This is a genomic window from Rhizobium terrae (genome assembly GCF_003425685.1).
GTDB lineage: Bacteria > Pseudomonadota > Alphaproteobacteria > Rhizobiales > Rhizobiaceae > Neorhizobium > Neorhizobium terrae.
Map to the genome: position 1 here is coordinate 144,078 of NZ_QJKM01000001.1, position 18,417 is coordinate 162,494.

Below are 18,417 nucleotides of genomic sequence, written 5' to 3' on the forward strand. Positions count from 1 at the left end.
AAATAGAGGAATGCGAATAACGTCTCTCGCAAAGCCACCAAGGCAAGGGGAAGAATATGCGCAAGATGGCTCGGGCCTGGCAAGACGCTGCGCTTTGTAGAGCCGGATTGGGAGGGGATGTCTCCTCGCCCGTCCCCGCGCCGGCTGGTTGGCTAATACAGTTTGCTGCGCATCCTGAAGGCAAGCCCAATCCTTCGGCCATCCTTGTCGGGAAAGCGTTTTCGGAAGGACGTGCCGATGTGGCTGCGCGCGAAAAGCCCATCGACAGCGATGCAGGATATGCTCGCAACGCGATGGGAACCTCCACCGTGCGGCGAATGAAGGAGACATGTGAAGTCGATCACGTTCTCGTCCGTGGCCTTGTCTTTGAAACGCAGGCCTTGAGCGGTGGGGCACTGGAGCAAGCCTAGATGTCCATCCATTCTGCACCGGATACACCTTCCCCTGATCGCCCCTCTATTGATCGCAAGGTCGGCCTCGACGATCGCTATATGCTGGAAAAAGGCCGTATCCTTGTGTCGGGTACGCAGGCGCTGATCCGCCTGCCGATGATCCAGCGCCTGCGCGATCTTGCAAAAGGCCTGAATACCGCGGGTTACGTTTCCGGTTACCGCGGCTCGCCGCTGGCAAGCTTCGACCGCGAGATGGGCAAGGCGAAGAAATATCTCGACGCGGCGCATATCAAATTCCAGCCGGGCCTCAACGAAGACATGGCGGCAACGGCGATCTGGGGCACGCAACAGACCGGCATGTTCGAAGGTTCGCGCTACGACGGCGTATTCGCCATGTGGTACGGGAAGGGGCCCGGCGTCGACCGCAGCATGGACGTCATCCGCCACGCCAATGCGGTGGGGACCGACCCGAATGGCGGCGTACTGCTGCTTGTCGGCGACGATCACGGGGCGGTGTCCTCGACGCTGCCGCACCAGAGCGAGCATAACCTGATCTCCGCCATGGTGCCGCTGCTCTCGCCTGCCGGCGTCGGCGAATATATAGAATACGGCCTGCTCGGGATTGCCATGAGCCGCTATTCCGGTGCCTGGATCGGCTTCAAGTGCCAGACCGAGATCGTCGAATGTTCTGCAACGGTCGATCTGGACCCTGATAGGCCGGAAATCGTCATCCCGGACGAGGTCTTCGCGCCGGACGGTTTGTCGCTGCGCTGGCCGGACGGGCCGCATGCGATGGAGCTTCGGCTGGAGCGTAAAATACTTGCAGTGCAGGCTTTTGCACGCGCCAACCGGATCGACAGCTCCGTGTGGGGCGGAGACGGGCGTGCCCGGCTCGGCATCGTCTCGACCGGCAAATCCTGGCTCGACCTGATGAGCGCGCTGGCGCTGCTCGGCATCGATGAGGTTCGCGCAAGGGAACTGGGCATTCGGCTCTACAAGGTCGGCATGGTGTGGCCACTGGAGCCCCAAGGCATTGCGGCATTCGCCTCCGGTCTCGACGAACTGCTGGTGGTGGAGGAGAAGCGCTCCATCCTCGAAGACCAGATCAAGGCGCAGCTCTTCAACTTGGCCGACGGAATGCGGCCGCGCGTATTCGGCAAGGCTGGCGACGACGGTACTACGCTTCTCAATTCGACCGGCGAAATCAGCGCGCTTTCGGTGGCGCGGGTCATTCTCTCCCGGCTCGGTCCTCTGGATGCGGATCTGCAGGCCAAGGCTCGGTTCGTGAACGAGATGACGGCCTCCCTCGGCGTGGAGGCGACGGCGCTTCGCCGGGACGCCTATTTCTGCTCCGGTTGTCCGCACAGTGTCTCGACCCGCCTGCCGGCCGGCAGCCGTGCCTCGACCGGCATCGGCTGCCATATGATGATCATCGGCAACGAGGACCGCAACACTTCGACCTTCACGCAGATGGGTGGCGAAGGCGGTTCGTGGATCGGGCTGTCCCAGTTTACCGACGAAAAGCATATCTTCGTCAATATGGGCGACGGCACCTATTTCCATTCCGGCCTTCTCGCCATCCGTGCCGCAATCGCCGCCAAGGTCAACGCCACCTACAAGATCCTTTACAACGATGCGGTCGCGATGACCGGCGGGCAGAAGCATGATGGCGAGGTCACCGTGCCCGGCATTGTCGGGCAGATGCTGGCCGAAGGGGCGAAGCGCGTCGTGGTCGTCGCCGAGCGGCCGGAGGTATGGCAGGGCAATCTGCCGCGCGAGGTTTCCGTCCACCATCGCGACGAGCTGGATGCCGTGCAGCGGGAGTTGCGGGAAGTCCCCGGCATCACCGTGCTGATTTACGACCAGGTCTGTGCTGCCGAAAAGCGGCGCCGCCGCAAGCGTGGTGCCTTCCCGGTCTCGGACAAGCGTGCCTTCATCAACGAACTGGTCTGCGAGGGGTGCGGCGACTGTTCCGCCGTCTCCAACTGCATCTCGATCGAGCCGCAGGAGACGGAATTCGGCCGCAAGCGGCGCATCAACCAGTCGAGCTGCAACACGGATCTCTCCTGCATCAAAGGCTTCTGTCCGAGCTTCGTCACCGTCGAGGGCGGCAGCGTCCGCAAGCCGGCGGCGAAGTCGAAATCGGTAAGGACGGACGACCTGCCGTTACCGGTATTCGTCACGGATTTCGCGAAACCTTACGGCATGCTGCTTGCCGGTATCGGCGGCACGGGTGTCATTACGGTAAGCGCCATCCTGGCCCAGGCGGCGTTTCTCGACGGTTTGGCGCTGGTGACGCTCGATCAGACTGGACTGGCGCAGAAGAACGGCTCGGTGGTCTCGCATATCCGGCTGGCAAAGGACCCGGCGCAGATCAATGCAGCACGCATCGGCCCCGGCGAAAGCGATCTCGTGCTCGGCTTCGATATCGTCGTGGCGGCGCAGAAGAATTCGCTGGCCTCTTTTGCAAAGAACAGGACGCGTGCGGTGATCGACGATCATTTCGCGCCGACGGCCTCGTTTGTGAAGGATACGATGATCGACTTCAGGCAGGAGGCGACGCTGAAATCGTTGCGCCGTGCCGCCGGAGACGAGGCGGTCGAGACCGTTCCGGCGACGGATCTTGCCACGGCGCTGATGGGCGATGCGATTGCCGCCAACATGTTCTTGCTCGGCCATGCCTGGCAGCGCGGCCTCGTGCCGATCGGCCTTGATGCGATCGACAAGGCGATCGAGCTGAATGGCACCAGCATCGCCATGAACCGTGCCGCCTTCGGTTGGGGCCGGCGCGCGGCGGTGGATGTCGAGGCTGTGGCGCGCGAGGCGGGGCTGGTGAAGGCGGAGACGAAGGCCGAGACGCTGGAAGAGATCGTTGCGAAGCGGATTGCTTTCCTGACGGATTACCAGGATGCGGCCTATGCCGAACGCTATACAGGTCTTGTTGAGACCGCCAGAAACGCCGAAATACGGCTGCGCGGGATGACGGGTTTTGCCGAGGTCGTGGCAAAGAACGCTTTTAAACTCATGGCCTACAAGGACGAATATGAAGTCGCCCGGCTGCACCGCGACCGAAGCTTCGAAAAGAAGCTTGCCGAGCAGTTCGAGGGTGACTTCAAGGTCAAGCATCACCTTGCGCCGCCGCTCTTCTCCCGCAAGATCGACGGTCGCACCGGTCATCCGGCCAAGATCGCCTTCGGCGGCTGGATCAGGCCTGCGTTTGCGCTATTGGAAAAGCTGAAATTCCTGCGCGGCACGGCTTTCGATCCTTTCGGCCGCACCGCCGAGCGGCGCATGGAGCGGAAGCTGATCGAAGATTATTTCGCACTGGTGGCCGGGCTTTCCTCCGCACTGGAAGCCGGCAATCATGGACCTGCCATTGAACTTGCCGGCTTGCCGGACATGATCCGCGGTTTCGGCCCCGTCAAACTTTTGTCCATCGACCGGTTTGAAAAGCGCAAGGCCGAGCTGCTGGCCCGATTGCGCGCCAACGAACCGATGACCCACGTTGCCTGACTTTTTCAAAATCCCGAAAGTGACCCGCATGGCAGAAAAGATCATCATCGATACCGACCCCGGCCAGGACGACGCGCTGGCCATTCTGCTGGCGCTCGGAAGTCCGGAGATCGAGGTGCTGGGCATCGTCGCTGCTGCCGGCAACGTGCCGCTGTCGCTGACCAATGTAAATATCCGCAAGGTCTGCGAACTGGCGGGCCGGTCCGATGTAAAGGTGTTCGCGGGCTGCAGCCAGCCGATGTCCGGCACGCTCGTCACGGCAGAATATGTGCATGGCGCGACCGGCATGGATGGTGCCGACCTGCCCGATCCGGTGATGCCGCTGCAGGAGCAGCACGGCGTCGATTTCATCATCGAAACGCTGATGACAGAGCCGGCCGGCACGGTGACCGTCTGTACGCTCGGGCCGATGACCAATCTCGGCAAGGCGATGACCAAGGCGCCTGAGATTGTCGGCCGCATCAAACAGGTGGTGCTGATGGGCGGCGGCTGTTTCGAGGGCGGTAACATCACGCCGGCGGCGGAATTCAACGTCTATGTCGATCCGCAGGCCGCGGCCGTGGTGTTCGGCTCCGGCGTACCGATCGTCATGATGCCGCTCGATGTCACCCACAAGACGTTGACGACCCGCGCCCGCGTCGACGCATTCCGGGCGATCGGCGGACATTTTTCGGAGGTGCTGGTCGGCTGGCTCGACTATTTCGAGCGCTTCGACGTGGCGAAATACGGTAGCGAGGGTGGGCCGCTGCACGATCCGAACGTCATCGCCTATCTGTTGAAGCCGGAGCTTTATTCCGGGCGACTCTGCAATGTGGAGATCGAGACGGAATCCGAGCTGACTAAGGGCATGACGGTGGCTGACTGGTGGGGTGTTTCCGGCCGGCCTAAGAACGCGATGTTCATGCGCGATGTCGATGCTGACGGGTTTTATGCGCTGCTGACCGAACGGTTGGCAGGGATTGCGGCGAAGCGGGTGGCTTTAGTTTGAGATTTCGCCAGGGCCTGTTCTCTCCGTCATCCCTGTGCTCGTCACAGGGATCCAGCCAGCTCAAGTCTTTGAGCTGAAAAGCGTCTTTCGCCGCGCAGACGCGCGGCTGCTGGATTCCTGTGACGAGCACAGGAATGACAGAGAATGGGGCAAGCGACTCCCTCCGACAATGAGGTCGGCTCTATTGCAGCGTATTTCTTGGAATAATCAGCGCATCCAGCACCCGCACGCTCTTGCCATCCGATAGCACCGCGACCGGGTTGAGATCAATCGCTTCGATATCGTCGCCATATTTCGCGGCAAAATCCGAGAGCTTAACCAGCAATTCGGCAAGCACCTTACGATCCGCTTTCGGCGCACCGCGATAGCCGTCCAGCAGCGAGGCGAGTTTCGTCTCGCCGATCATCGCTTCCGCGCGGGCAAGGTCGATAGGCAGAAGGTCAAAGGCGCCGTCCCTGACCAATTCCACCAACACGCCGCCGATGCCGACGACGAGGCCGAAACCGAAGGGTTCGTGGCGTACGAGGCCGACCAGGGCCTCGACGCCGCCTGACACCGTTTCCTGCACCGAGACGCCGCGTAGATCGGCATCGGGTGCATAGGCGCGGGCGCTTGACATGAGGGCGTCGAAGGCGGTGTGGGCTTCAGCTTCCGAACCGATGCCGAGCTTTACGCCGCCCGCTTCGGTCTTGTGGAGGATGTCGGGAGATTCGATCTTCATCACGACCGGGAAGCCAAGCCAGGTGGCGGTTTCGGCGGCGGCATCGGCGGTGGTGACGAGTGCTTCTTTCGGAACGGGCAGGCCTTCGGCGGCCAGTAATGCCTTGGCTTCCCGCTCGGTCAGGGCTCCGGCTGGCAAAGACTTCTTTTCAAGGGAAGCCTGGCCGGGCCAAGAGACGTTGCGACTTTGCGCGATCAGGCTGGCAATCGCCGTCAACGAGCTCCGCGTGCCGCGCAATACCGGCACATCTGGAAGCTTGGCCTCGACGGCAGGATGATGGCCGGAAGAGAGGTTGCTCATGAAAACGACCGGCGCCCTGCCGGTTTTGGCATAGGCGGAGACGGCTTCGGCGATGCCGAGATATTCGGAGGCGCAGAAGCCGTCGAGGCCTGCCGGTGCATCCTGCGCGGCGACGATCAGGCCGATCGACGGATCATCTGCCAAGGCGTGCAGCACGTCGCGATAGATACCGCCGTTGGCGAAGACGACGCCGGTCGTGTCGAGCGGGTTCTGTGGCGTCGCGAAGGGCGGCAGCAGGGTTCTGATCTTCGCGACGGTTTCCGGCTGCAGGTCGGGCAGCGACAGGCCGGCCTCGTCGGCGATGTCGGAGACATGCGCCACGCCGCCACCCGAGACCCCGACGATCGCAACGCCCGGCTTGGCTGGGCGCTGTTTCAGGTTCAGGCAAAGCGTCGCCGTCTCCATGAAACCGTCCATGTCTGGTACCTCAATGATGCCGACCCGCTTGAAGAAGGATCGATAGGCCTCATTGCTGCCGGCAAGCGAGCCGGTATGGGCGGCAGTCGCCTGGGCGCCGCGGACGGAGCGACCGGCGCGGAGTGCAATAACCGGCTTGTTGGCAGCATGCATCCTTTCCATCGCGCGGCTAAGCTTTTCCGGTTCACGGATTGCCTCGATGACGATGCCGACGGCGTTCGTGGCTTCATCCGTCGCCAGGAATTCCAGATAGTCGGGAATGTCGGTCGCGGCGCTGTTGCCGGAGGAGACGATGTGGCTGAGGCCGAAACGACCGGTATTGCCGAGCGCGATGGCACTGGCACCTGAATGGGAAAGGATCGCGAAGCGGCCTTTTTCGAGATTGGTCGAGAGGCTGGAGGAATAAAGCGCCGCGCCCGTGCCGAGATTGAGGAGGCCGAGACAGTTCGGGCCGCAGATGGCCATGCCGTGGCGGCCTGCGATCTCGATCAACTGCTGCTGGCGCTCGCGGCCGGTCTCGTCCAGTTCGGCAAAACCGGAGGCCAGCACGACGGCAGCTTTCACGCCTGTCTGGGCGGCCTCTTCCAAGGCTGCAATCACCTTGTCGGCGGCGATGCCGATGACCGCGACGTCAGGGGCGGCATCCAGCGCTGAGAGGGAGGGAACCGCTTTATAGCCGAAAACCGTTTCCGCCTTCGGATGAACCGGCATGATCTTTCCCTGATAACCGAAGCGCATCAGGTTTTTCATCACGTAGCTGGAGGAGGCGTCGGCACGCTCGGTAGCGCCGACGACCGCAATAGAGTGCGGCGCCATCAAAGCCCGCATCGCATCAAATGTGTTTGCGGGCATCGGCAAAACCTCCTCAGTCGAGACCCTTGAACGGGTTGTCGCGGAAGGCGAGGTATTCCTTGAGCGACATTTTCGCGAGGTTTGCCATCCACTCGCGGCCCTGCTTGGTGACGTGAAGGGCGGCGATCGCCTCGATATTGTATTGAAAGGATGGCATCAGGCCCGCGACCATCTGCTGGTTGTTGATTGAGGCTTTGGTATATTTCAGTGCCGGCAGCGGCATGCGGGCGAGCTTTCGCGCAAGGTTTTCGGTCTTTTCCGTGAGCTGATCGGCGGGCACGACCTTGTTGATCAGGTGCATGCGCAACGCCTCTTCCGCATCCACCATGTCGCCGGTGAACATCAGCCAGCGCACGTCGCGGGTGGCGAGCAGCCAGGGCATCATGAGCGCCGGCGGACCAGAATTGTGGCGTACTTCCGGTTCGCCGAATTTGGCGTTGTCGGCGGCAATCGCGAGGTCACAGGACATCATCAGTTCGAGAGCACCGGCCAGAGCGTAACCGTTGACTGACGCAATAACAGGAATCGGCGCGCGCCAGATGTTGAGCAGCGCCTCGGCATTTTCGGTCATGTCTTCGCGCCAGAAGTCGATATCGACATCGAAATCGCCGCCCTGCAGGTCGTAACCGGAGGAGAAGGCGCGGCCGGCGCCGGTGATGACCAGTGCGTTGACATCCGGGTCTTCCACGGCGCTCTTCAGCGCCGCGTCGATCTCGCGGATCACCGTCTTGTTCATCGCGTTCATCTTCTCGGGGCGATTGATGGTGATCGTCGCGAACTTGTCGGTGGCATCTTTTTCGTAAAGGATCGTTTCGTAGCTCATGGCAGTTCCCCGTATTCTTGAATGACTTGCCGTGTCCCGCTGGTTGCCGGCCAATTTATCGGCCGGACTTTTTCAGCGCCGCATAGGCGACGGCCATCTTCGCGGCGAGCCGCGCATTGTTCTTCACCAGTTCGATATTGGCCTTCAGGCTCTCGCCCCTGGAAAGCTCATTGATGCGGGCGAGAAGGAAGGGTGTCAGTTCCTTGCGGCCGATGCCCTTTTCGTCCGCCTCGCGCACCGCGTCGGCGATCGTGCCGTCGATGAACTCCGGCGTCAGTGCGGCGGCTTCCGGGATCGGGTTGGCGATCATCAGGCCGGTGCCGGTGCCGAGCTCGTGGTGCAGGTACATGGCTTCGGCGATCTCTTCCGGCGTGTTGAGACGGTGGTCGGCCTTGTAGCCGCTCTTGCGGGTGAAGAAAGCCGGGAAATCCTCGGTGCCGTAAGCGATGACAGGCACGCGCTGGGTTTCCAGATATTCCAGCGTCTTGGCGATATCGAGAATGGATTTCACGCCGGCGCAGACGACGGCGGTCCTGGTACGGCCGAGCTCGGTCAGGTCGGCCGAAATATCGAAGGTCTGTTCGGCACCTCGATGCACGCCGCCGACGCCGCCGGTGGCGAAAATGTCGATGCCGGCGAGATCGGCGAGCAGCATGGTGGCGGAAACGGTCGTGCCGGCCGACTGTTTCTTGACCATGGCAACGGCGAGGTCGCGCCCGGAGGCCTTCACCACGTCTTTGGCCTGGGCGAGCTCGTCCAGTTCATGGCGTTCGAGGCCGACGCGCAATTCGCCTTCGATCACCGCGATGGTCGCGGGGGTCGCGCCGTTTTCGCGGATCACGGCTTCGACGCCGAGCGCGGTTTCGAGATTGGCGGGATAGGGCATGCCATGGGTGATGATGGTCGATTCCAGCGCCACGACCGGGCCGCCGCTGGCGATCGTTTCGGCGACTTCGCGGCTAAGCTTGGGCTTCAGAAGGGTCATCGGGTATTCCTCAAGTGTCATGTTGACCGTCCGGCCTATCCGGCGAGACGGTGCATATTGGCTTCCAGGAAGCGTTCGGAAAGTTCGGTATGGACGCTGGCCGTGCTTTCTATCGTCAACGTGCCGAGCAGCGAGCCGGTGCGCGCCGCAGTGTAGATGTCTGCGCCATGCAGGATGCGGTGCAACGTGCCTGCAATCATCGCGTCGCCTGCGCCGGTGATATCGACCGGCGTTGCGCGCACGGCCGGGAAGGTGCGGGCGCCCTCTGTGCCTGCAACGGCGATGCCTCGTGGCCCCATGGTGACGACCGCCTCGCGGGCGCCGGCGGCCTGAAGGGCGAGCGCCGCCTCCCTGGCGTCGTCGATCGTCTCGTGCGCCGTGCGGTGCAGGACGGCGTTCGCCTCGTCGATATTCATGAACAGGAGATCGATGCCGGACAGGTCCCTCGGCAGGCGGGCCGCCTTGGGCGTCGAGACGGCGTCGATCGCCAGCTTGAACCGTGCACCTTGGCGCTTTGCGATAAGCGCGGACAGCGTCTCCGCCGGTACGTTGGTATCGCAGAAGACCCAGCTTGCGGCGGCGAGATGCGGCCAGATGCGCTCGAAATGGGTCGGTAGCAGGAGGTCGAAAATGCCCATGTCGGCAATGCCGAGCACGAGGTCGCCCCTGGTGTCGAGGATGGCCGCATATTCGGCCGTGGGGCGCTCGGTCGTGGTGACGACCTGGCTGATGTCGATGCCGCGGTCGCGCATGTATTTCAAAAGCGCATGCCCCCCTTCATCGTCACCGACGATCGAGACGAAGCTGGTCGTGGTTCCGAGAAGGGCGAGGTTTTCCGCCACGTTGCGGGCGACGCCGCCCATGGAGCGGATGCCGTCGACGGGATTGGAGGTTTCGAACACCAGATCCGCCTTGGCGCGGTATTTGCGGTCCAGCACCGCGCCGCCGATGCAGACGGCGCGGGTTTCCGCCGGCATCACGTAACCGCGGCCGAGGATGTAACCCTTCTGCATGAGCTGGACGATATGGGCTGCGACGGTGGAGCGCGCCAGGCCGAGCTGGGTCGCGATCTCCTGCTGACCCGCGAACGGGTTGTCCCTGATGATCGCCAGGACCGCCGCTTCCTGGGGGGCGAGGTCATCCATCCTGAGTTGTCTTTCCGGCGAGGCACGCCTTAAAACTTCGTTATTTTTGATATGGACAACAACAGATGTTTTTGTCAACATCTGTTTGTCAGATGACGTGATGGAGGTGTGCGATGTCGATTTCGAATGCCAACCCCGTACCATCCGGAGCCGCCGTGGCCGGCATTCCGGTCATCGATGTCGACCCTTTCATCAAAAACAAGGCTGGCGCCGCTGGTGTGGTGAAAGCCATAGAGACTGCCTGCCGGGATACCGGCTTCTTCCTCGTCACCGGTCACGGCGTATCGCCGGAAGCGACCTCACGGCTCTACAATCTGGCCCGTGCCTTCTTTGATGAGCCGCAGGACTGGAAGAAGACGATCGGCCGCGGCGCGGGCGTGACGGGCGGCGTTTCCTTCTCGCCGATCGCCGAAGAGGCGCTGGCCGCGACGCTCGGCATCAAGACGCCGGGCGACTACAAGGAGAGCCTGAATTTCGGCGAAAACCTGCCGGGCGATGCCTGGCCGAACAAGCCGGAGGGGCTCGAAAAAGCCTTTCGCGATTATTTCAGGGAAATGGAAACGCTGTCGAAGCACATGCGCCGTATCTTCTGCCAGGCGATCGGGCTCGACCGGGATTATTTCGAACCCTCCTTTGAAAACCACCTCTCGGCGCTGCGCGTCATCAATTATCCCGAACAGGGCGAGGCGCCGTTGCCGGGCCAGCTGCGCGCGGGCGTGCATACCGACTACGGCTTCATGACCATCCTGCGCTCCGAGGCGTCTCCAGGCGGGTTGCAGGTGCAGAATCGCAACGGCGAGTGGCTGGACGCGCCGTCGATCGAGGGCGCTTACGTGATCAACATCGCCGATGCGTTCATGCGCTGGACGAATGACGAATGGGTCTCGACGCCGCATCGCGTCGCTAACCCGCCGAGCGGTTTCAAGGGCACGGCGCGCCGCCAGTCGATCCCGTTTTTCCTCAATCCGTCGAAGGATACGGTAATCGAATGCCTGCCGCCTTTCGTAAAAAGCGGAGCAAAATATCAGCCGATCACCTATGGCGAATATATCGACCTGAAGACGAAACAGGCTTTTTCGAAAGGCTGAGGACGAACTAAGCTCTGATCAACGCAAATCTGAAACAAAGTGAGGGCCGAAGCGGAATACCGCCGGCCCCGACCGATCAAGGATCGCAAAAAGGGGAACTGCCATGATGGATTTGACAAGGCGGCACATGCTTGCCGGAATGGGTGGACTTGCGGCGGCCGGCATGATGGGCCTGCCCGCGAGGGCGCAGCAGAAGACGCTGATCGTGCCGACGCTCGGCGGGGTCTGGGAACAATACTGGCGCTCCACGGTCGCGCCGGCCTTCACCAAGCAGACGGGTGCTGCCGTGACGCTCGATGTCGGCAACGGCCGCGTCTTCGGCGCCAACCTGCGTGCCGCAGGCGTCGCCAAGCCGCCCTATTCGATCGTAATGACCAACGAGGTTTTTGCGTCGGGCCTGCGCAAGGAAGGTTTTTTCGAGAAGCTCGATCTGACCAAGCTGCCGAATTACAATGACCTTTACCCGCTCGCCAAGAAGACCGACGGTTGGGGCGCGATCGGCGCCGTTTCGCCGATCGGCATCGGCTACCGTACCGATCTGGTGAAGACCAAGCCGAAGTCCTGGAAGGACCTCTGGAACAACCCGGAGCTCAAGGGCAAGATCGGCCTCTACAATTTCGCCAACAGCGCCGGCAAGATGGAGCTGCTGCTGTTTTCGAAAATCTTCGGCAAGGATCAGTATGATGTCGATGCCGGCTTTGCGGCGCTGCAGAAGCTCGGTTCGGTGATCCAGGTGGACTTCAACCTTTCGACTGGTCTTGCCTCCGGCGAAATCGTTGTCGCACCGTTCGATTTCGGCGAAATCGCCCGCCTGCGCCGCCAGGGCCTGCCGGTCGACTGCGTCATTCCGGAAGAGGGGATGTTCATGTTCGACCAGACGATCAACATCCTCGCCAATGCGCCGGAAAAGGAACTGGCCTATCAATACGCCAATTTCCTGCTGTCGCCGGAGGTGCAGGCGATGATGATGAAGGAGTTTTTCATCTCGCCGACCAATTCCAAGGTCGTCGTGCCGGCGGATCTCAGGGCCGACGTGCCGGTTTCCGGCGCCGATATGGACAAGATCCTCACCTGGGACTGGGCATTCGTCAACGAAAAGCAAGGTGAGCTTGCGGAACGCTGGGCGAAGACCGTCAAGTGATTTTCACCGCCTGATTTCCCCCACTGCGATCATGGCTCGTCATCCCAATAGGCGAACCATGATCGGCTTTTTGGCATGATTTTGAAAGTGAAATTCCATGACAGAGGTTAGCATCGAAAAGCTGACCAAGGACTATGGGCAAGGTCCCGCGGTCAACGCCATTTCGATAAAGATCGCCGAGGGCGAGTTCATCTCGCTGCTGGGACCTTCCGGATGCGGCAAGACGACGACCTTGAAGATGATCGCCGGCTTCGAGGACGCGACCGAGGGGGCGATCCGCTTCGACGGCAGCGATGTGGTGCGTGTGCCGGTCGAGAAGCGCGATATCGGCATGGTCTTCCAGAACTATGCGCTCTTTCCGCATATGACGGTCGAGAAGAACCTGGCTTTCGGACTGGAAATGCGGAAAGTTTCCAGGGCACAGATCCGCGAGAAAATCGCCAAGGTGCTGGATATGGTGCAACTGGCAGGTTATGCCGAGCGGTACCCCCGCCAGCTTTCCGGCGGACAGCAGCAGCGTGTGGCGCTCGCCCGCGCTCTGGTTATCGAGCCGAAGATCCTGCTGCTCGATGAGCCTCTGGCCAATCTCGACGCCAAGCTGCGCGAGGAAATGCGGGTCTTCATCCGCGACCTGCAGCGCCGGGTCGGCATCACCACGGTTTACGTCACGCACGATCAGGCGGAAGCCATGACCATGTCCGATCGGGTCGTGGTGATGTTCGGCGGCCGTATCGCGCAGATCGGCACGCCGTCGGATATCTACGAACGGCCGGCCAGTCTGGAAGTCGCCGAGTTCGTCGGGCAGGTGAATATCATCCGCGGCAAGGTGAATGGAGGGATCGTCGCCACCGCTTTCGGCGACGTGCCGGTGTCCGGCAACCTCGCCGAGGGCACCGAGCTGATGCTGGCCCTTCGTCCAGAAGCGGTGGAGCTTCTGCCCGCCGGTTCAGGCGCTGGCGTATTCGCCAAGGTCCTCTCCAGCTATTACTCCGGCAGTCTGGTCGATTACCGGCTGGAGCTTGAGAACGGTGCGAGAGTGAACGTCCAGGCCTTTCCGCGTACGCGTTTTGCAGATGGCGAGCGCGTGCTGGTTCATGCGCCGGCGGAGCGTTTCTGGCCGCTCGGGGCCACCGCATGAACGCCGCTCCCGCCGGAAAAGGCCTCGGGCCGTTGCTGCTAATCGCGCCCGCGGCGGTGCTGATCGGCCTCTTCCTCGTGCTGCCCTATCTCAACATCGTCGTGATGAGCTTCCGCATGCCGGGGCAGGGTACGCCCTATGCGCCTGGCTTCACCTTCGGCAATTACGGCAAGTTTTTCGCCGACAGCTTCTATATCCTCCAGGTCGTCAACACGCTCTGGATCGGTTTCCTGACGACCTTTCTCTGCCTCGTGCTGGGTTATCCCGTCGCCTGGCAGTTGGCGCGCGGCAATTCGGCATTCCGGGCGGTGGGCTACGGGCTGGTTCTGTCGCCGTTGCTCGTCGGCATTGTCATCCGCAGCTACGGTTGGACGATCCTGCTCGGCAACAACGGCATCATCAACCGCACGCTGTCGAACTGGGGCATCATCGATGCACCGTTGCCGCTGATGTACAACGCGCTCGGCATCGTCATCGCGCTGGTGCACGTCTTCCTGCCCTTCATGATCCTGCCGATCATGAGCGCCATCCAGGGCATCGATCCGTCGCTCGAGTCCGCGGCCCGTTCGCTCGGGGCGTCCAAGGTCACGTCCTTCCGGCGCATCACGCTGCCCTTGTCGCTGCCCGGCATCCAGGCGGGCTGCATCCTTGTCTTCGTGCTGTCGCTGAGCGCCTATGTCACGCCATCGCTGATCGGGGGCTTGAGGGTCAAGACGATGGCGGTAACGGTGGTCGATGCGCTGATCGACACGTTCCAGTGGCCGTTCGGTTCGGCCCTGGCGCTGATGCTGTCGATCACCGGCGCGGTCGTGGTGGTCGCATTCGGGCGGCTCACCGTCATGAAATGGAAGGTGTGAGTCAATGTCGAAACCCTTCCTCACCCTTTATTGCCTGATCATCTACGCCTTCCTGTTGGCACCGATCGCAGTCGTGGTAATCGCCTCGTTCAATTCGGGCGCTTTTCTGACCTTCCCGCCACAGGGCTTTTCATTCCGCTGGTACGTGGTGTTCTTCAATAACGAGGTCTTCATGCGGGCGATCCGCACCTCGCTGTGGATCGCGGCGGTCACCATGGTGATTTCCGGCATCATCGGCACGATGGCGGCAATGTTCCATGTTCAATATGCCGGCCGGCTGAAGGAGGCCGTGCGGGTGGCGATGCTGGCGCCGTTGCTTCTGCCTGAAGTGCTGACGGCAATCGCACTGCTGTTTTTCGTCTATTCGGTCGGCATTGGCACGCAAACGATGTTCGGCATGATCGTCGGCCACGTGCTGATCACGCTGCCCTTCGTCTTCATCAACGTCTCGGCTTCGATGGAAAGTTATGATCCATCTTGGAGCATGGCGGCGCAGAGCCTTGGCGCAGGACGGTTCACCCGCTTCCGGCGGATCATGCTGCCGCTGATCAAGCCGGGCGTCATCGGCGGCTGCCTGTTCGCCTTCATCATCTCCTTCGACATCTTCACCATCTCCTTCATGCTGAAGGGGGTCGGCATGTCGACGCTGCCGATCCAGTTATTCGATTACCTGCGCACCAATTTCACCCCGGAAGCGGCGGCCGTCTCGACCTGCTCGATCGTGCTGACGATGGCCGTGGTGATCATTTCGGAAAAGGTGCTGGGATTGCGGATACACCGATTTTAGCGGTATCCGCTTTTCGGGGCCGATACCCTGCCAATCGACTTCGCGTTCAAGCCGGACGCCCAGCCGAGATGCATCTGCATCCTCCCCAGCCGCATTGCGAAGATATTCCCAGCATGGGTTTTACGGCTTCGAGAAGATCGGCCGGCGGTTCGCTTCATCGAGACTGCGTCGCAGTTGCCAAGGCCGAGATGGATATCGCTTCGAAGCTTTGGCTTCGCGGTGCTAGTTATTAAGCACGCTTCCCAAAAGTCGATGACGACTTTTGCAGGTTTTTTGAAATATTTTTTTCTAAAGGATTGCGCTTACCGCGGGATAATTATGTTTTCTCAAAGGCCTGGATGTGTTGTGCCTCCCAAGAAAGACCATTTTCATTGCCGCTTTCGCCCAAAAATTACCGTTGCCTAAATTATTGGCGAATTGCCTAGCCGATAGCGGGATCCACCTCTTTGCAAATTAATTTTCATCGATAATCTAAAGTGACGACTATGACCGATGAGACCCGCTATGACTGCCACCAATGCCTCGCGTATTACGCCAATCCCGCATCCGGACGCTCGGTTCGAACGTCTTTTGGACGGCTTCGTGCCGACTTTCGAGTTCGAACCGGTCGGTCCCCTGCCGGAGAGCGAATTCGTCGACCGGCTGCGCCGCATCCGGCGCGAGGCAGTCGTCGCCGGTCATGACGTGATCCTGGTCCATGCGGACTCGATCGGGTCCTACAAGGTCTCGAACTCTTACCTTCGTTATGTCTGCGACTGGGCTCGCGAAGGCGTCCTCGTCATCCCGACGGACGACGACAGACCGCTGACCATGTTCTCCATCTTCAGCAGTTCCGTCCTGCTGCCGCCGGCGGGGGAACCGGTTCTGGTCGAAGATATCTGGCAGGTCGGTACCTGGGGTCGTGAAACCTACAACCGCCCCGGCAAGACGGTCGACAAGGTGGCCGAAGCCGTTGCCTCGTTCCTGGAACGGGAAGGTTTTGCCGTCGCGCAGATCGGCCTGATCGGCGACGCGACCTCGACACCTTACTGGAACGGCCTGAGGGCACGTTTGCCGAAAAGCGCTTTCGTCCATGGCGAAGCCATCGTCGACCGGATGCAGAAGATACGCTCCCCGCGGGAGCGGGCCGTCGTGCGCGCCGCCGCCCAGCTTGCCGATATCGGCATCCAGGCGGCCTATCACGTCATCAGGCCCGGCGTAACGGATTATGAAATCTATGCCGCATTCACCTATGCCCAGATGTCGCGCGGCGGTGAAACCGGAGATGGCTACCAGATCGGCATCAATCGCCACGGCACCCATTGCGGCAAGCCTTACGGGCACGTCGTGCGCGACGGCGACCTGATCAATCTCTACATCTCCGCGGTCATCTACCAGGGGTACACCGCCCAGATCGCCCGAATGATCGCGGTCGGAGATATTACCGACAAACAGGAAGAGGTCTTGCAGATGTGCGTCGAGGGCGTCGAGAAGGCCGCCTCGCTGGTGAAGCCGGGCGCACTGATCTCCGATGTCGCCAATGCTTCCTTCGAGCCTTACATCGCGCGTGGTTATCTGACCTCTGCCGACAGCCGCACCATGCCCTACAACTGGGTTTCCGAAGACGATGGAAAGCCGCGGCTTATCCCCCGCAAGCACGTGGTCGACGAGGACTGGGAGCGCCAGGGGCGAAAGCTCATGCATGTCTACCCGGCAACGCTCGGGCCGCATAACCCGAATGTCGGTCATTCGGTGTCCATGCAAAAGTTCGCCAACTACAACATTCAGTCGAACAATCACGACAGGCTGGAGGAGGGTATGACCTTCGTCCTGCATTCCCAATGGCTTGAGCCGGAGGTCGCGGGCTGCAATGTCGGAGATTGCTACCTGGTTACCGCCGATGGCGCCGAAAACCTCAGCTGCCATACCCCGCTAGCGCCGCACCGCGTCAGGGCGGGCTGACGATCCGAACAATAACAAGAATGAAAAAACAAACCTCAGAAGGAGAACCGGAATGTTCAAGACACTTCATCGCCGCAAATTCCTTGCCACTGCCGCCCTGGGTGCCGCGCTCGCGGTTGGCACGTCCGGCATCAGCCACGCCCAGTCGGGCGAAAAAGTCACTCTGAAAATCGCCAATTCGCAGTGGCTCGATGCGCTGCGCGGCAAGAACCTCTGGGCCGCCGTCCAGAAATATCAGGCTGTCGCGCCGAACGTCACGCTGGAACAGGAAGCGATTCCGTCGGCCGAATTCGCCGACAAGCTGACGACGGAAATGGGGGCCGGTCAGGGACCCGACATCGCCATCATGCAGGAGGGCCTGTTCTATGCCATGGCGGATGCCGGATTTTTGGTCGACATCAGCAAGGCTGCCGCAGGCGTGACGCTCAACAAGACGAACGACAACGGCATGATCGACGGCACCCGCTACGGCATTGCATGGCAGCGGGCCGCCTATGCGCTGATCTACAACAAGCCGGTGCTCGACGCCGCCGGAGTAAAGGTACCGACCACGGTGGAGGAACTGATCGCCTCTTCCAAGGCGGCTTCGGCGAAGACGCCCGGTGTCATCGGCTTTACCGCCCGTCATCAGATCAACGACTTCAGCGGCTGGTTCATGGACTTCCAGAACTGGGCTTATGGCTACGGCGTCAACTGGATCGACAAGTCCGGCAAACTGACCATCAACACCCCGGAAGCCGTAGCCGCGGTTCAGGCCTTCAAGGAAACCTATGCGTCCGGCATCATCCCGATCGGCGACAGCATGCCGACGCAGCGCACCCGTTTCAAGGAGAAGCACGTCGCCTTCTCGATCGACAACTCCGGCGGCACGCTGAACATCGCCTCAGGCGGCGCGCTGCCAAGCCTGGAGATCGGTGCGGCTTCGATGCCCTTCAAGAATCCGGGCGCGCACCAGCAGATCTTTCTCGGCGTCAGCGCGCACAGCAAGCATCCGGAAGAGGCGATCAAGTTCCTCAGCTGGCTGGTCAGCAAGCCGGGTCAGCAGGCCCTGCGCGACGCATCCGGCCCCGATGCGCTCGCCACCGATGTTCCGGTCACCGATGCCTTCGCGGCTGCCAACCCATGGGCGCCGGCATTCGCGAAACTTGGCGAAACATCGCGCAGCACGCTCATTCCGGGCTATGAGGTGGAAACGGCGCAGATCATGCGGTTCGTCATGCAGGCGGTCGAGAAGGTGATCCTGTCCAACGCCGATCCCAAGGCCGCGCTCGCCGAGGCGCAACTGGCCGTCGACAAGCAGTTCTGATCCTGTCGGAAAAGGGGTGAACC

Annotated in this window: 14 protein-coding genes; 10 read left to right on the forward strand and 4 right to left on the reverse strand. The window is 61.4% G+C overall.

Features of this window, described 5'->3' with window-relative positions:
* The first annotated feature begins 56 nt into the window (after window positions 1–56).
* From DMO26_RS00595 to DMO26_RS00605, 3 genes are read left to right on the forward strand one after another with little or no spacing between them, the layout of a single operon-like run.
* The gene (locus DMO26_RS00595; RefSeq protein ID WP_117190084.1) at window positions 57–410 is read left to right on the forward strand and encodes a hypothetical protein; all 354 of its coding nucleotides are present in this window, start codon (window positions 57–59) and stop codon (window positions 408–410) included.
* Window positions 411–3,905 carry an indolepyruvate ferredoxin oxidoreductase family protein gene (locus DMO26_RS00600; RefSeq protein ID WP_117190085.1) on the forward strand — a complete coding sequence of 1,165 codons (3,495 nt, stop codon included), beginning with the start codon at window positions 411–413 and terminating at the stop codon, window positions 3,903–3,905.
* A gap of 28 nt (window positions 3,906–3,933) precedes the next feature.
* Window positions 3,934–4,893 carry a nucleoside hydrolase gene (locus tag DMO26_RS00605; RefSeq protein ID WP_117190086.1) on the forward strand — a complete coding sequence of 320 codons (960 nt, stop codon included), beginning with the start codon at window positions 3,934–3,936 and terminating at the stop codon, window positions 4,891–4,893.
* 181 nt (window positions 4,894–5,074) lie between these two features.
* Here DMO26_RS00605 and DMO26_RS00615 read toward each other — a convergent pair whose 3' ends face one another.
* The 4 genes from DMO26_RS00615 to DMO26_RS00630 are packed head-to-tail and all read right to left on the reverse strand — an operon-like array spanning window position 5,075 to window position 10,136.
* A complete protein-coding gene (locus DMO26_RS00615; protein WP_117190087.1) occupies window positions 5,075–7,183 on the reverse strand; it encodes an acetate--CoA ligase family protein in 2,109 nt (702 codons plus the stop codon).
* Window positions 7,184–7,196: 13 nt separating this feature from the next.
* On the reverse strand, window positions 7,197–8,006 hold the full coding sequence (locus DMO26_RS00620) for an enoyl-CoA hydratase/isomerase family protein (protein WP_117190088.1): 810 nt from the start codon (window positions 8,004–8,006) through the stop codon (window positions 7,197–7,199).
* Between the two features lie 55 nt (window positions 8,007–8,061).
* Complete coding sequence (locus DMO26_RS00625; RefSeq protein WP_117190089.1) at window positions 8,062–8,991, reverse strand: pseudouridine-5'-phosphate glycosidase; 930 nt, start codon at window positions 8,989–8,991, stop codon at window positions 8,062–8,064.
* Window positions 8,992–9,026: 35 nt separating this feature from the next.
* Window positions 9,027–10,136, reverse strand: a complete 1,110-nt coding sequence (locus DMO26_RS00630) for a carbohydrate kinase (RefSeq protein WP_117190090.1) — start codon at window positions 10,134–10,136, stop codon at window positions 9,027–9,029.
* A 113-nt stretch (window positions 10,137–10,249) separates the two neighbouring features.
* Between DMO26_RS00630 and DMO26_RS00635 the strand changes: the two genes are divergently transcribed.
* The 7 genes from DMO26_RS00635 (at window position 10,250) to DMO26_RS00665 (ending at window position 18,394) form a co-directional block, all read left to right on the forward strand.
* A complete protein-coding gene (locus tag DMO26_RS00635; protein ID WP_117190091.1) occupies window positions 10,250–11,224 on the forward strand; it encodes an isopenicillin N synthase family dioxygenase in 975 nt (324 codons plus the stop codon).
* A gap of 103 nt (window positions 11,225–11,327) precedes the next feature.
* The gene (locus tag DMO26_RS00640) at window positions 11,328–12,365 is read left to right on the forward strand and encodes an ABC transporter substrate-binding protein (RefSeq protein ID WP_117190092.1); all 1,038 of its coding nucleotides are present in this window, start codon (window positions 11,328–11,330) and stop codon (window positions 12,363–12,365) included.
* A 97-nt stretch (window positions 12,366–12,462) separates the two neighbouring features.
* Complete coding sequence (locus DMO26_RS00645; protein ID WP_117190093.1) at window positions 12,463–13,503, forward strand: ABC transporter ATP-binding protein; 1,041 nt, start codon at window positions 12,463–12,465, stop codon at window positions 13,501–13,503.
* A complete protein-coding gene (locus DMO26_RS00650; RefSeq protein ID WP_117190094.1) occupies window positions 13,500–14,360 on the forward strand; it encodes an ABC transporter permease in 861 nt (286 codons plus the stop codon). The genes DMO26_RS00645 and DMO26_RS00650 overlap by 4 nt, the downstream gene beginning before the upstream one ends.
* Before the next feature lie 4 nt (window positions 14,361–14,364).
* Window positions 14,365–15,147, forward strand: coding sequence for an ABC transporter permease (locus DMO26_RS00655; RefSeq protein ID WP_117190095.1), 783 nt, complete (start codon window positions 14,365–14,367; stop codon window positions 15,145–15,147).
* 504 nt (window positions 15,148–15,651) lie between these two features.
* Entirely contained in the window at window positions 15,652–17,088 is a 1,437-nt protein-coding gene (locus DMO26_RS00660) for a M24 family metallopeptidase (RefSeq protein ID WP_205421157.1), read from the forward strand.
* Between the two features lie 52 nt (window positions 17,089–17,140).
* The gene (locus tag DMO26_RS00665; protein WP_117190096.1) at window positions 17,141–18,394 is read left to right on the forward strand and encodes an ABC transporter substrate-binding protein; all 1,254 of its coding nucleotides are present in this window, start codon (window positions 17,141–17,143) and stop codon (window positions 18,392–18,394) included.
* The last annotated feature ends 23 nt before the right edge of the window (window positions 18,395–18,417 follow it).